At 35.3% G+C, this 14,527-nt stretch carries 15 protein-coding genes; 14 read left to right on the forward strand and 1 reads right to left on the reverse strand.

Annotated features, from left to right (window positions below):
* Positions 1-31 precede the first annotated feature (31 nt).
* The 14 genes from B3E92_RS20200 (at position 32) to B3E92_RS20265 (ending at position 13,627) form a co-directional block, all read left to right on the forward strand.
* Positions 32-256: a hypothetical protein gene (locus tag B3E92_RS20200; protein WP_286898073.1), complete on the forward strand. Its 225-nt coding sequence runs from the start codon at positions 32-34 to the stop codon at positions 254-256.
* Positions 257-868: 612 nt separating this feature from the next.
* Complete coding sequence (locus B3E92_RS20205) at positions 869-1,018, forward strand: heavy metal-binding domain-containing protein (protein ID WP_286898075.1); 150 nt, start codon at positions 869-871, stop codon at positions 1,016-1,018.
* A 204-nt stretch (positions 1,019-1,222) separates the two neighbouring features.
* A complete protein-coding gene (locus tag B3E92_RS20210) occupies positions 1,223-1,462 on the forward strand; it encodes a hypothetical protein (protein ID WP_286898077.1) in 240 nt (79 codons plus the stop codon).
* An 83-nt stretch (positions 1,463-1,545) separates the two neighbouring features.
* Positions 1,546-2,307, forward strand: coding sequence for a GLPGLI family protein (locus B3E92_RS20215; RefSeq protein WP_286898078.1), 762 nt, complete (start codon positions 1,546-1,548; stop codon positions 2,305-2,307).
* A gap of 75 nt (positions 2,308-2,382) precedes the next feature.
* A complete protein-coding gene (locus B3E92_RS20220; RefSeq protein ID WP_286898080.1) occupies positions 2,383-4,980 on the forward strand; it encodes a carboxypeptidase-like regulatory domain-containing protein in 2,598 nt (865 codons plus the stop codon).
* A 160-nt stretch (positions 4,981-5,140) separates the two neighbouring features.
* Positions 5,141-5,251: a hypothetical protein gene (locus B3E92_RS24405; protein ID WP_414713064.1), complete on the forward strand. Its 111-nt coding sequence runs from the start codon at positions 5,141-5,143 to the stop codon at positions 5,249-5,251.
* A gap of 135 nt (positions 5,252-5,386) precedes the next feature.
* Entirely contained in the window at positions 5,387-5,854 is a 468-nt protein-coding gene (locus tag B3E92_RS20230) for a hypothetical protein (protein ID WP_286898086.1), read from the forward strand.
* Positions 5,851-6,075, forward strand: a complete 225-nt coding sequence (locus tag B3E92_RS20235) for a hypothetical protein (protein ID WP_286898089.1) — start codon at positions 5,851-5,853, stop codon at positions 6,073-6,075. Before B3E92_RS20230 ends, B3E92_RS20235 begins: the two co-directional genes overlap by 4 nt.
* A gap of 655 nt (positions 6,076-6,730) precedes the next feature.
* The gene (locus tag B3E92_RS20240) at positions 6,731-7,783 is read left to right on the forward strand and encodes a YbjQ family protein (protein WP_286898090.1); all 1,053 of its coding nucleotides are present in this window, start codon (positions 6,731-6,733) and stop codon (positions 7,781-7,783) included.
* Positions 7,784-7,833: 50 nt separating this feature from the next.
* Positions 7,834-9,510 (forward strand): DUF6035 family protein, encoded by a 1,677-nt coding sequence (locus B3E92_RS20245; RefSeq protein WP_286898091.1) that lies wholly within the window; start codon positions 7,834-7,836, stop codon positions 9,508-9,510.
* Between the two features lie 73 nt (positions 9,511-9,583).
* Positions 9,584-10,564 carry a DUF3644 domain-containing protein gene (locus B3E92_RS20250; RefSeq protein ID WP_286898092.1) on the forward strand — a complete coding sequence of 327 codons (981 nt, stop codon included), beginning with the start codon at positions 9,584-9,586 and terminating at the stop codon, positions 10,562-10,564.
* 201 nt (positions 10,565-10,765) lie between these two features.
* Positions 10,766-10,951 (forward strand): type II toxin-antitoxin system HicA family toxin, encoded by a 186-nt coding sequence (locus B3E92_RS20255; RefSeq protein ID WP_286898094.1) that lies wholly within the window; start codon positions 10,766-10,768, stop codon positions 10,949-10,951.
* A 107-nt stretch (positions 10,952-11,058) separates the two neighbouring features.
* Positions 11,059-11,442: a hypothetical protein gene (locus B3E92_RS20260; protein ID WP_286898096.1), complete on the forward strand. Its 384-nt coding sequence runs from the start codon at positions 11,059-11,061 to the stop codon at positions 11,440-11,442.
* A gap of 1,273 nt (positions 11,443-12,715) precedes the next feature.
* Entirely contained in the window at positions 12,716-13,627 is a 912-nt protein-coding gene (locus B3E92_RS20265) for a hypothetical protein (RefSeq protein WP_286898097.1), read from the forward strand.
* Positions 13,628-13,889: 262 nt separating this feature from the next.
* Here B3E92_RS20265 and B3E92_RS20270 read toward each other — a convergent pair.
* Positions 13,890-14,527, reverse strand: a 638-nt coding sequence (locus tag B3E92_RS20270) for a hypothetical protein (protein WP_286898098.1), incomplete at its 5' end; no start/stop codon positions are given.

A 14,527-nucleotide genomic window follows, 5' to 3' on the forward strand; every position in this document is an offset into this window, starting at 1 on the left:
GGGAATTAAAGTGGATAAAGGAGGATATTAGATGAAAAAGAATATAAAGTTCAAATGTGACGTGTGTGGTCAAAAGCAAGTGGTTGAGGTTTCTGTTTTGCATGGCGGTGGAACCTTGCAAATTATGATTGATCGGTTTTTTATAATGAATGTAGATTTTCGACATGGCAATTGGGTAATGCTATGTAACAATACGAGCTGGTTAACAACCGACGAACTTACTATTATCCTTGATGAGTTGGGCTATGAGGAATAAAAAACCTTGAGTCTGGGAGGATCTCAAGGTTCCTAATTACAACCTATTTTTGAAAAGTACTATTAATACAATATCGAATCCTTTTTGGTTTTAAAAAAAATTATTTCTAGCTGTTGAGCACGCAGTACTAGCTGTCAAAAAGTTTGCTGTTACCGGATTTTTGACAATAGATGATCTAAGCACCAAAAATATTTTACGTTGGCGGATCAGGTATGGATGATTATGGAAGAAGTTTGTGATAAAAGATGCCTGTCATTATCTTTTGAACAACATTTTTAAGAAATGAACAACAATTATCTCAACTAATCTCGCGATCTTTACAGTAGATGAATGCCCAAAGCCGGTTAACATCTAGCCCAAGCAGACATCTAGCCAACATGGCCTCCCTCGACGGTTAACGAGGGGGGCCTTTTTGTTTATTTTTATTGTCTTCTTAAAACAGTTGATTAAACCAGCTACGGTTTCCCGTATTCAATCCTGCTTTCAATCCAATACCTTAGCCTTACAGTTTGTAATAATCTTGAAAGTTAATATCTGTAAACATATTAATTCAGCATAAATAATGTATATTAGGCTTGGGTATTAACCTTACCCGATTGAAAAGTAGCATGCATGATAGTAACCATGACCAATTCCATCGAAGGGAGGGAGATTTCACGATATAATGATCCAATAGCTGCCAATGTTGTCATCAGTACCACTGTCTTTAGGGATATAGGGGCGAGCTATGTCGATTTCTTTGGCGGTCGCTTATTCGTGTAATTTACTATAGGTCGATAATTTCTTATGCATGTTATGTGATAGATATGTAAATAATAGTATTTAGGTGATATTAATTAATTCATACAGTCTTTTATTTACTACACCTTTGTGTAAATCTCAAAAAACCATCTTATAATCATAATTTTTATAAATATATTCGATATAATATTAAATAAAAATTATGAAAAAAGTATTTTAAAGGTAATGCTACTAGGTGGTGTTATCATTGGGGCGAGCCAAGTTCAAGCATCAACCATCGTTGAAGAAGTTCCGGTTGCACAAATGGAAGCAATGGTTGAACAGGACAGTCCTGTCCCATGTCTGGTAGGAGTCGTAATTCGCGGCGAACAGATGCAAGGACATTACCCAGATGATGTTCTTGACCGTATCTTAGAAATTGAAATGCAAAAATGTTTTGAAGGTACTCACTCTACACAACAATAAAATTCATAGTCTAAGAACTATGTCGGTTATTTAAGTAATTAATATGGTTGGGTATTTACTCAACCATATTCAAAATTTAAAAAATGAAACTAAAACACATCTATCTTCTTTTTATATTGATCTTCATTATGAAGGTCAAGTCCAACGCGCAGGAAGTTGAAGGTCATGCTCATTATGCTGTATTAAGGAGTACTGATAGTATTAATAATGGCCCTGAAGGTCTATGGGTGCTCAACGCATATCCCTTTGTTCCAAAGATGGCTGCAATGATGCGTTTCAAGCTGGAATTTACAACCACAAAATCTATGTTTAACCGGGTAAAGACCATTGAACTTGAAAAAGTTTCGAATGAAGATATTAAAATAACCGAAGGGTTAGTTGGTTATAAAGATACGAGCTGGCATGATGCTTCGTATTTTTACAGTTTTGATAGGGATCTTAGAAAAGGCATGGACAAAAAAGGACTTATATTGAAGACCCATAACAATTTTGACTGGAAAATCAGTGAGGAAACGAAAAAAATAGGTGAGTTTACCTGCTATAAAGCAAAAGGAGATAAAGTAATAAGCTATAGGGAGGGCGGCGAATACAAAATTAGAAAAACACCTGTTATTGCCTGGTTTTGTCCTGAAATTCCTGTACCCTTTGGCCCTGTCTTCGCACGTGACCTGCCTGGGTTGATATTTGAGTTTCAGTATGACGGGATTGTCTACGGACTAACTGACATTAACTTAACAGCGAAGGCAGCCATTGCTCCATTGCCAGATAAAGAAATCCTGACAAAAGAACAATGGCGAGAAAGGTTATATAAACTGGCTAAAGAATTAAATGTTCCTTATCAATAGCTTGTGACGTTACGATTTATACTATTATTTATTCTCTTATTTGTTCTTCCCCCTAGTTTACTGGCGCAACAAAGCTTGCTAATTAAAGGTCTTGTTGTTGACGAAAGTGACAACCCGTTGGAGAATGCAAGTATCGTGATCAAACGTATTCCTTCTTCCGGAATTGCTCCCGTATTTCAAAAAACTGATCAGCAGGGACATTTTCAGCTCGAATTTTCGAACACAGAAAAAATTGAGCTTACGATCTCCAGGTTAGGTTATCAGAAAGTTGTTGATACCCTAGATATTCGATCGGCAGAACAAAAAATCAAATACAAATTATTAAAATCTGTCAAGAGACTTGAAGAAGTAAAAATTGATTACCGATACCGCGCGATGGAAATTGCCAAAGATACGATCCGTTTTTCTGCTGACTATTTCCGGGACAGTACCGACCGAAAATTACAGGATCTTATTGAAAAAATGCCCGGCTTTTCCATCGAAGATGGAAAAGTGCGTTTTCAGGGGAAGCAGGTCAACGTAACCTTGGTGGAAAATGAACGCTTTTTTGGTGGCGGCAGTAAGCTCGCTATCGAGAATATTCCCGCAAAAGCAGTGGACAAGGTTGAAATGATCAGTAGGTTTTCCCAGAACGACCTGCTGAAAAGTGTGCAGGTAAATGATCAGCTCGCCATGAACATCAAACTGAAAGAGAATAAGAAGAATTTCATCTTTGGGGATCTTGAATCGTCATTGGGGAGCGAAAAATCCTACAAGGAACACGCCGCCCTATTTTATTACTCACCGGAAAAAACCATGTCTTTTATTGGGGATATCAACAATATCGGTACTTCACCGGTCTCCAAAGAAGATATTGATCGGGTTCAGGGTGCCGAATTGCAATACTTTTCTAATTCAATTAATAAGAATAACCTGGCTGGATATGATCGTGACAATCGAAATGTGATAAAGAACATCAATAAATTCGCCGCATTCAACGGTTTTCAAAAGGGACTAAAGAAGAAATTTAGTGTAAACCTCTATGGCGTGTATGCCGAAAACAGGTTGGGTACCATGTTAGAAGGCACTAATCATTATTCTTTTCCCGATCTTCGGTATACAGAACAAACCAATATGCGTTCTTCGCAGGTCAATAGACAGGCGTCTTTCAATATTTCGAGCAGCTTTAAGCCAAGTCCATATTTTAGCTTGGATTACAACCTGGGAACATTCTGGACAATGCCCAAGCAGGAGGTACATACGAACAATGTCATTGACAGATTTGGAGTAGACAACAATAGTATACAAATCCAGGATGGACATTCCATTGTTTTAAAACAATATCTCGAAGGGAGCTGGAAGCATTCTTTGCGAAGTTATAGTTCTTTTGCTTTTCAGCATCAGTATACCTCAGAGAAAGATAATTTTTCCCTTTCTTCGGATAGCCTTTTCCTACGTGGCTTCATACGTTTTGATTCTTTGTCGAACTATAGTATAGTGAGACCTTTAGAGCGGAAGACGCATCTTTTCAATGGGTCTTATAAATACTATTGGGTCATCAATCAGAACCAGCAGCTTCATCTGGAAGCGAACTCCCAAAATGAATTATTACGGCAAAATGGACAGTCAGTTGGAGCCCAGGATACAATGGGTGCGCACTTATTTGACCACGGACAATATTATCGAAACAGCAGCAATTATGTGGGCGGGAGCTACCGGTTGGATTTCGATAAGTTAAAAATACTATTTTCCCTAAAGCAGTATTACTTATATTTAATCAACCAGACTCCAACAAACGATGATCGTCATGGGCAATGGTTTCTACAACCGGAGGTGGATCTTAAATATGGGAAAAGTGCGTTGGATGGATTTCGCCTTAATTACCGAAGGGGTTATACTTTTGCGACAGCAATGGACCTTAATCCGTCTTATTGGATCACAGGTTACAATAGTTTGTCCCGGGGAAATATCCTGCTGGAGGGACAGACATTCCATAAACTTACTTTTACCTATAACAATTTTAGACTTACGGACTTTCGGGTAATCCATTTTAACAGTACATTGACTTTAAAAGATAAGATCAAAGGGAACAGCCTTTTGACTTCTTCCTATGAGCAGTTGAAGACAGTGCAGTTGTTTGATCGACCTGATCTCAATTTCACCAATATCGGGGGCTATAGCATAAGGTATGGTAGGTTTGAGCCGGGTGTATATCTATCCTATATCCATATGAGGTTAGCACAAGGGATCGATAACAGCGAGATTTATCTACGTCAGAATACAGTTTCAACAGATCTGTCCTTACGATGGTTTATACCAAAGTTGGCAGATGTAAAAGTCGCCTGGACTAAAACCGATAGTTGGCAGAAGAGTTTGGGCGATAGTCAAAAGGTCGCGCTCAATAAATGGAGCATTACCGCGAAATATCAGCTGAAGAATTTTGTATTTAAGACAGACTGGAGTCTCTTGAAGACGGGGCTGGAAGATAGCAGTTCTGATCCAACTACTATAAATGGAAATTTTGAAGTGCGTTACCAGAAAGTAAAATCTCCATTCAGTTTTTATATTCAAGGGCTAAACGTGTTAAAAAATACGAGTTACCGCACTGCGGTACTGACAGAGTACATTAGTTCCGAAAAAATCATCTATACGATGCCCCGTATTTTCCTATTGGGTTTATCCTATAGCCTATAATATCTTACGGTTTCTCGTAACCAAGCCTACTTTCAACCCCATGCCTCACCCTCAAAGTTTATACTAATCTTGAAAGCTAATTGCTGTAAACAAATTAATTCAGCATACCAATACCAATTCCAAACTTCCAATAGCTACAAATGTTGTCATCGGTACCAAGATCTTTAGCGATATAGGCGCGAGCTATGTCGATTTCTTTGGTGGTCGTTCTACCAGCTATGAGAAGGAGATGCAGGAGATGTACAATCGTATCATAGAAACTCCCAAGTAACATGTCCAGACAATTTGCGCGATGCTATTATCGGGCTATGATAGGCTTAATACATCCAATTGCATATAAAAAATGAGAAACCTTATAAATCTATACCGTTCACAATATTACTAATATTATTAGTAATATTGTAAAATGAAACCGCTAGAAATCTTTTGCCGAAATCGGGTAATGTACGCTCAAATTACCGTGCATGATAAAAGCATGGGCATGAAAGATTATCATCTTTACAACAAAAATGGTCTTGCTTTTTATGTTTTCAGGAAATCTCAGGGCGTGTGGCAATTGGCATTAGGTGTACTTGCCGATGACATCAAGGAAGCGTGCATTGACGCTCTTATACTTCGCTTTGATACGGATGTGCCTGAGTTGTTTTATCATCATGGAAAACGCAAGGTAGTGGAAGTTCGGGCCAAGAAATACAGCCTTTGGTATATATACCTCAATAATGCTTATGTAGGAAGTATTCAGTATGACACCTTCACTAAGCAGTTCAATTACCACCTTGAAGACAATGGCTTATTGACCGATGATCACGTGCAAAAATATATAGTCCTGATACAACGTGGAGAATTAAAGTGGATAAAGGACGATATTCGATGAAAAAGAATATAAAGTTCGAATGTGACGTGTGTGGTCAGAAGCAAGTGGTTGAGGTTTCTGTTTTGCATGGCGGTGGAACCTTGCAAATTATGATTGATCGGTTTTTTATAATGGATGTAGATTTTCGCAATGGCAAATGGGTAATGCTATGTAACAATACGAGCTGGTTGACCACCGATGAACTTGTTATTATCCTTGATGAGTTGGGCTATGAGGAATAAAAAAACCTTGAGTCTGGGAGGCGCGAATCCTGTTTGGTTTTAAAAAGAATTATTTCTAGCTGTTGAGCACGGAGTACTAGCTGTCAAGAAGTTTTCTGTTACCGGATTTCTAACTATAGATGATCTAAGCACCAAAAAATATTTTACATTGACGGATCAGGTGTGGATGGTCATGGAAGAACTTTTTGATAAAAGACGGTTGTCATTGTCGAAGAGTGGGTTGATCTGTAGCGTTCGTGAGAACGACAATAATATTTGATGAGGTGAAATAGCCTTGTGGAATTAAATTAGTATTAGGATATAATTTTTGAACAACATTTTTTAAGAAATGAACAACAATTATCTCAACTAATCTCGCGATCTTTACAGTAGATGAATGCCCAAAGCCGGTTAACATCTAGCTCAAGCGGACATCTAGCCAAAACTGCCTCCCTCGACGGTTAACGAGGGAGGCCTTTTTTTATTTTATTGTCTCTTAAAACGGTTGCGTAAATCGACTACGGTTTCCCGTATCCAATCCTACTTTCAAACCAATACCTTAGCCTTATAATTTGTAATAATCTTGAGAGTTAATATCTGTAAACATATTAATTCAGCATAAATAATGTATATTAGGCTTGGGTATTAACCTTGCCCGATTGAAAAGTATAATGCCATGATAGTAACCACGACCAATTCCATCGAAGGGAGGGAGATTTTACGATATAATGATCCAATAGCTGCCAATGTTGTCATCGGTACCAATATCTTTAGCGATATAGGGGCGAGCTATGTCGATTTCTTTGGCGGTCGCTCTACCAGCTATGAGAAGAAGATGCAAGAAATGTATAAGCGTGTTACCGAAACGCTCAAGCAACGTTCACAGGCTATTCGTGCTGATGCTATTATTGGGCTTAGTGTAGATATCGACGAAATCTCAGGAAAGGGGAGCCAGCTATTTATGATTACTGCAGTGGGGACACCTGTACATCTTAAAGAGATCGCTCGCATTCCGATGGAGAAGCAGGATGATCTATTGGATGGCGAATTGATTCAGCAAAAGGTCCGAGCAGATATTATCCTAGAAAATTATAAGTCGGTAGAATCTATCAATAAGGATACAGCTGAATTTATCGCTACATCAGGTCTAAGGGAATTTGAGCCACTTGTGTTCAAGGCAATGAATGAGGATTACGGTATAGAACAAACTCCAAAAGAAAAGCTGGAAATGCTATTCCGTTATTTTGATTACTTACCCGATGAGGAAGCCATTGCTATTCTTTATAACGCTTTATTAGAAGGCAATTTGACAACCTTACAAGTAAAACGTATCAATGCTATCATCACTTCATCTAATTTTATAGATTACTCAAAAGCCATTAACCTCTTAAATAGTAATACACATGCTAGACGTATTGCACTTAAAATATTCTTTTTGGACAAAGATTGGTATTCAAAAGAAGATATTGCCATACTGAAAAGTTTAGAAGGAGATGGTTTAGCCAAGTTCTTCCCTGAAATTGTACAAGTTGAGGAATCGAAAGGGATGTTTTCGAGTGGAAAAGAAGTGTGGCGCTGTGAATGTGATCATACAAATAAGCTTGATAACTCAAACTGTAGCTCATGCACACGAGATAAGAGAGGTTTCGGTGAGAAAAGTTTGAAACCGGAAGAAGTGCAGGAGGTGCTGAACAGAAGAATGCATATTATTGAAAAGTTGAAACTCTAATCACAAAGCACTTTTTACAAATTATCCGCAAATCTAATTAACCATATGTTATGGATAGAGCAATAGTTTATGCTTTTGACAATGAAGAATCTAAAGTTGTAGATGCTAACGAAGTCATCGGTACTCAGAAAGAAGGTTTTGGTGTGCGACTTGATTATAATTTAGAGCGTTCAAGGTTTTCTTGCGTAGAATGCGATCAAAAATTAGTTGTTTCTCATAGTGGCAAAGACAATGTATACTTTCGCCATATGCCTAATTCCGATAGTTGTATACTCAAAGATAATAGATTTAAGGTTGATCTATTTAGTTGCTATCGAGATATGGCTTATGCAAGAGAAAGTCCTAGACATAAAGAACTCAAGCACAAGATCGGAGAATTTTTGAAAATGGAAGTGGGAGTAGATAATAGTTCTATTGATGTGGACTCTAAATTTATCAATGGAAAAAATGGTGATAAGCGTAGGCCTGATGTGTATTGTGAATATGAAGGAAAGAAAATCGCTTTTGAAATACAGATCTCTTATCTACCGCTCCATTACATACAGCATAGATATGATTTTTATAAAGCCAATGGTATTTATCTAATCTGGATATTAGATTTTAAAAACTCGCCGAAAAATCTTTATACATTTCAAAGGGATATTAAATATATATGGAAGCACCAAAATTTATTCATGCTTGATGAATCACAAGATTTAAATTTAAGGCTCGACTGTCATTTTAAACAGCCATTTATATTTAATAATAATGAAGTCCATGAGAAATGGATAAATCGAGATGCCAGGCTTTCTGACTTAAACTTTAACGATGAAGATTATTCATGTTATTTTCTCCATTATGAGGTGGAACATTCGACTTTCACAAAAATGCTATGCGCAATAAAAGAAGAAGCTAAAAGGAAACATGAAGAAGAAAAGGCAAAAGCTAGGAAAGCTCTGGTAAAAGAAGAAGTTACTGATTTATTGAATAAGATATCGAAATATAGAAAACTAGATTACAACTTTTATTCCCTTGCACAACAGGTCAATGGTCTTGAAGATGATAGTATTGAAGAATTGAATGGACGTGTCGATTTAAATCGGAAGACCAAAGACGGTATACCATTGTTTTTGGTTTACATTAAGGAATATCGAAATCTAAATGACGACTATGGTATGACTGTCGCAGAATTTCTATTATCGTGTGACAATTTTAAATTCGATATAAATGCTAAGGATAAAGATGGTAATGGGATAATTCAATACTTTCTTGGAAACGTAGATCTCGAAAGATCATTTTACAAGGTTAAGAATTATCTCTTTGATAGAAATTATCGATTGCAAGCATCAGATGAGAAATTTTTGGTGGATCGAGATGGGAAAGAAGGATTGAAAGATTATCTAGAACTAAGCTACTTATCTGTCTGCTTTACTTCTGAAGAGAGAGAAATTGTTCGTAAGATGTTACGTTTTTTGTGGTTTGTTGAATCGGCGCAGAAAATGGAAATTATTGGCTCCAATTTTAAAAATTGGGTTCAATACACTGTATTAATTCTCTCTAATTATCATGACCATTTGTCTTTCATAAAAGATGTTTTAAATAATACTAGATTAGGTAAGGAACTAAATCATGTAGATAAAAAAGGGACTGTTCGAAAGAAAATTAAAGAATATGGCGAATCTTTTGAGCGGAATGATAACGAAATATTTAATGTATTGGTAAAGATCTATCCCGATATTTTTGTTTGATAAAATTTAATGATGATTGTTTTGAACAAGTTTAGAATTGTATTAGGAATCAAAGAAAGAAAATCAACTGCTTATGAAAACTAATCCTATATATAAAAGTCTTTTAAACAAATCTGTAAGCTCGATGCTTTCAGCTATTGAAATATACAATAAGCCTAATTTTGCCTATAGGGAAGAGTCATTTGCTATTCTTGCAGTGAATTCTTTGGAATTATTATTTAAAGCACAATTGTTTAAAGCCCGTAAGTATAATCTTCAAAGCCTTTATGTTCTGGAATCTGTTCTTACTAAAAATGGATTGCCCCATAAGCGAAAAAAGAAGCCAAAGCTAAGTCGAAGTGGAAATCCTCAAACTATAAATCTAATGGAGTCTATTAAAAGGCTTATAAATTTAGGGTTTAAGATATCAGGTAATAATATTGGAAATATTGAATCTTTGGTAGAGTTACGTGATAATGCTATTCATTTTCATAATAGTGATCCTATCTCTAAAGAGATCCAAGAAATTGGTTTTGCTACAATCAAAAATTACCTCCATTTAATAAAAAACTGGGAAGTTGAAATCGATATGTCTAAATACAACTTGTATTTAATGCCATTAGCATATGTTGATTCCAAAGTCATAAGTACTGGGGTGATAACTAAGGAGGTTCAAAACTATTTGAGTTTTGTTAAATCAAAAATTGACCAGGAAGATAAGAATGATCAAGACTTTGATATTGCAATATCTATCGATGTAAGTTTTAAGAAGGAAAATAGTTTTGGGCAGCTTGGGTTCAAATATGATGATAAAGGTGTTCCTATTAAGCTCACCGAGGAAAATATTAAACAGATGTATCCGCTAACATATAAGGATTTATGTATAACAGCTGCCAAACGATATGATAATTTTAAGCAAAATAATGACTTTCATACTTGCATGAGAGAAATAAAGGAAAATGATAAACTCTGCCATGAACGCAAACTAGACCCAGATAGCAAAAGCTCTATAACGAAGCTCTTTTATAACACAAATATTTGGAAAGTATTGGATGAGAATTATAACAAGAAGTAATTTTTAAAAAAGCTAATAAGCAATTAATTGAATTTTATATATATCATATTTCAAACAGAATGAGAGAAAAATAACGAATATGTTATATTTTTCTTGCATATTTATAACACATGTGTTATATTTGCATTATGATTTTTCGAGATACTATTTAGCTTCATACTTTGCAAATGAACTAATTCTTTAATCTAAAAAGGAGGTATAATGAAGTATTCTGAACTAAAAAGAATCTTGAAAGACGATGGGTGGTATGTCGCACGGAATGGTAGTAAACATGATGTCTATCATCATAAAGAAAAAGAGGGGGTGGTAGTTGTTGGTAGGCATGATAGCCAGGAAGTTGCTTCTGGCACTTTGAATTCAATTTTAAAACAAGCGGGACTTAAATAGTGTCCCGCTTTGAAAGTTTTATATATTATTTTATTTACAAGCCGCGCTAATTGCGGTATTTAATTTTTACTAGCCGCAAATTGTGCGGTATTTAATGTTAAGAACCAATGAAAAAAGTTTTAATGACTGTAGAAGCTTCGAAAACAGGGTTTTCGATCTACTCAGAGAACTTTCCGGTTCATGGATACGGTAAGTCCGTAGCTGAAGCGAAGCAAGATTTAAAAGAAGCCTTTGATGAGCTTATCTTGTTTTACAAAGAGGAAAATCGTCCCTTTGAATCGGATGTAGTGTTTGAATACAATTACGATTTAAAAAGTATCTTCAATTATTTTGGCATAGAGGGCAAGAAATTAGCTGAAAAAATTGGGATGAATGATTCTCTATTGAGACAGTATACGAACGGGATCACTTCTCCTTCGATTAAGCAGAAAAAAAGAATTGAAGAGGGTTTACATGAAATTGGCCGTGAATTATTACATATTCAATTATAGAAAAGGTATAACCAAATACCTTATCTGAAATGAATTTTATTGTTATGCAATTCAATTTTTATAACGTGAATATCTCAAAATCACTATGATTTTGAGATATTCACGTTAATTGATGAAAATACTGTTTCTAATTTTAGGTTAATCTTTGAATATTATTAAATCCGGCCTCCCATAATGGATATAATACATGAATCCCATATTTGTGTCTGAAAGTCGGAGAACCAGGTCTTTAGATAGGTTAATACCTTCATTTGAAAGAGATTAAATACATAAGATCTATCTTCGAATCGATGTGGTTTTTCCAATAATCCGATAAATTCGTTCTTCTCCTCTTGGGTTAATTGTCACCCTAGTTTTTGTAGCATTTAAATCTTGCTTCCCAAATAACAGATGTTCTAATGCAGAAACTAATAAAATGAAGCCAGTTTCGAGATACCATTTTTTCGTTTTTTGAATTTAACAGGTTTAACATTCTTAAATAAATGAAAGTCCCCTTATTCAGATCAATTGGTAAAAAGGTTCCAGTCGCGCTGCGAGTCCCAACCTCAAAAAAAGCATCATATAATTTCGTTATATTATCATAATTAGGATTGGTATTGCATGAAGCTAAGTATATGATTGGTTCTACAATATTATTTTCTACAATGTCCTTTGGATAAATATCTTGATTACCAATTTGGAAATAAGAGGATTTGTTGAATTTACAATGGCAATCAAATGTTAATATCTCGGGCTTATATTTTACTAGAAGTGCTTAAATATGTGTTGCATCCGATGCAAATTCAATATTAAATCCAAGTTTTTCTTGTAATATCTTAATTGATTTATAGGAGTTTGAAAAATCTGTTTATCATTTTCATTCGAGCTGAAAATAATTAGTGTGTTTTTAATAGTTTTTGGCCCAAGAGTAAGTGTCGTTTTACTAAACGCAGAATAATTATTTATGAGACCAGGTATATTTGAATCCTGTATTCGGCAAACGTCGTACGGTAGACTTACCATTTTGGTAAGTCTACCGTACAAAAAGTCTAGTGGAGTATTTTTTATTAGCATCCACTCTATTGGTAAATCAGAAATTTTTAAAATTTGCTCATTTCTTTTACTTAAATAATCTTTCATAATAACCTTTTACATCTCCTTTTTTCATAAATTTAGAGAATAATAAAAGGTGTTGCTTAGGTTAGTGTAAGATTTAAAGTTCTGGCTTTCAAATCTGCCACTATCGTCAATACGCGATCCCGTTAGCTGCAACCCAAAAACGACGTATCAATAAATGGCAAAAAGAATTATTGACAAAAACTTTTCAAGATGGATTCCTAACGAAAAGTCGACTTGGGTGTTTCAAGTTTTCCAAAAATATAATGACGAACTGGAAAAAGACTTATGGTCATATCAACCTGTTACAAAACGTATTTATAAAAATCTAAAACAAGATAATGCAAATTGGGCTGATTCTGTAGAAAACCATTTCGAGTTTGACGATAAGAAAGAAGAGGTTTTTAAGAATTTAAAAGATTGGTCGAATTCATTTAATCATTTTGACAACTGGGTAAACCTAAATATTGTAATGTCAATATCTGCAAATTTCGAAACATATTTAGCATCAGTTGTTTCTCTGGCACTTAAATCTAATCCTGCAATTTTATTTGGTGCCTCTAAAATGATTGATGGTATATCTTTATTAAAACACGGTACTACTACAAAACTAGATTTTGAATCTCAAATTATTGCATGTACAAAAGGAGACTGGAGTAGTCGTACTTCTGCATTTGAGAAAATATTCGGTAACTGTCCTGATATATTAACAAGAAAAATAGGGCAACTTGAACAGGTAAGAAAGCTAAGAAATAAAGTTGGGCACTCTTTTGGGCGAGATATTGATGAAGCTAGGGAACACATTTTCAAAAAAATCCTTCCAGCTGAAAATATTTCAAGAGAGAAAACATATCAATATCAAAAGTTACTTTGGTCTACTGCGAAATCGATAGATATTTATTTGTTAGAAAACCACATTGGAACATTTCAAGCAATTAGTTTTTATCATTCAGAATATCAAAAAATGCGAAAAGACGTTCATCAAAGTATAAGAGCTGTAGACTTCAAGAAAATAGTTGGTCGAACTGGAGTTCAATCTGCTAGTAAACAGTTCTATAAGGACTTAGTAAAATATTATGAATCACTATAAATCAGAATGGGCTGCAGTTAACATCGGTTTGGCGAAATGTGGGATGTAGTGCTAAGTTCAACTTTTGTACTTTTTATCAGATTGTTAGCTGAACGCAATGGAGATAGTTTTTTGATTGTCTATATTTCAGAACTTGTAAATGTATTTTGTCCTTTCATTACTCGTCAATTTTAGTTTTAATGTTTTGCAATAATAGCAGGTAATGGCGAGGGAGCTTACGGCAAGCGAGGTAAGTCGCCACGGTTATATGCTGTGCTTCCTGTCATTCTGTTGTCGGTAATAGTTTGTCAGCTAAATATTGTTTCCATTTTGTCCCGGTAAACTCGCAATTTCCGCTTTTGATTTGAGCATTAGGAAAGTCTGCAAGAATTGCTGTTAAGTCGTTCCAAACATTTTTCAATTCATCGTCCTTGTTTTCAAAATTCAAACTAAATTTTCCGTTTTCTGCTTTTATATGCTTGAGAAAAATACCTTCTTGTGTCGAGCTAATTCTATCCGCAAGTTGTATATAGTAACCTTGATAGTCTGGATAAGGAATTTGCTCTGGTTGTCTTTCTTCACCTGAATAATAACGGAACAAAATGTCGTGTCCGTATTTGCTTAATTTTTCTTTCCAAAACAAAGGTCTCGGAACTTCAGAAAGGTCAGCGGTCAGATACACTTCTTTTTCACTTGTCCAAGGCTTAAATGTTGTTTTTATTAGCTCTTGTTCTTCAATGTCAAGGCTGTTTGTAACAAGGCGAAAAGTCGCAGGTGTAGCGAACTCTAAGCAAATTCCATTTTCAACTTCTCGTGCTTCAATATATTCAATGTAGTTGCCGTCACCAACATTTGTTACATCTATGTCAAAAGTCCATTCGTAAATTTCTGATGGAATGATTTTGAAAGGCAAAATGTGTC

Origin of the sequence: Sphingobacterium sp. UBA6317, assembly GCF_002440385.1 — a bacterium.
GTDB classification, from domain to species: domain Bacteria; phylum Bacteroidota; class Bacteroidia; order Sphingobacteriales; family Sphingobacteriaceae; genus Sphingobacterium; species Sphingobacterium multivorum.

Bases quoted from the DNA above. Each gene is read 5' to 3' on its own strand.
- B3E92_RS20205 (WP_286898075.1), top strand. From the start codon at position 869: ATGATAGTAACCATGACCAATTCCATCGAAGGGAGGGAGATTTCACGA.
- B3E92_RS20250 (WP_286898092.1), top strand. From the start codon at position 9,584: ATGAAAACTAATCCTATATATAAAAGTCTTTTAAACAAATCTGTAAGC.
- B3E92_RS20245 (WP_286898091.1), top strand. From the start codon at position 7,834: ATGGATAGAGCAATAGTTTATGCTTTTGACAATGAAGAATCTAAAGTT.
- B3E92_RS20255 (WP_286898094.1), top strand. From the start codon at position 10,766: ATGAAGTATTCTGAACTAAAAAGAATCTTGAAAGACGATGGGTGGTAT.
- B3E92_RS20235 (WP_286898089.1), top strand. From the start codon at position 5,851: ATGAAAAAGAATATAAAGTTCGAATGTGACGTGTGTGGTCAGAAGCAA.
- B3E92_RS20210 (WP_286898077.1), top strand. From the start codon at position 1,223: ATGCTACTAGGTGGTGTTATCATTGGGGCGAGCCAAGTTCAAGCATCA.
- B3E92_RS20230 (WP_286898086.1), top strand. From the start codon at position 5,387: ATGAAACCGCTAGAAATCTTTTGCCGAAATCGGGTAATGTACGCTCAA.
- B3E92_RS20260 (WP_286898096.1), top strand. From the start codon at position 11,059: ATGAAAAAAGTTTTAATGACTGTAGAAGCTTCGAAAACAGGGTTTTCG.
- B3E92_RS20200 (WP_286898073.1), top strand. From the start codon at position 32: ATGAAAAAGAATATAAAGTTCAAATGTGACGTGTGTGGTCAAAAGCAA.
- B3E92_RS20240 (WP_286898090.1), top strand. From the start codon at position 6,731: ATGATAGTAACCACGACCAATTCCATCGAAGGGAGGGAGATTTTACGA.
- B3E92_RS20265 (WP_286898097.1), top strand. From the start codon at position 12,716: ATGGCAAAAAGAATTATTGACAAAAACTTTTCAAGATGGATTCCTAAC.
- B3E92_RS20215 (WP_286898078.1), top strand. From the start codon at position 1,546: ATGAAACTAAAACACATCTATCTTCTTTTTATATTGATCTTCATTATG.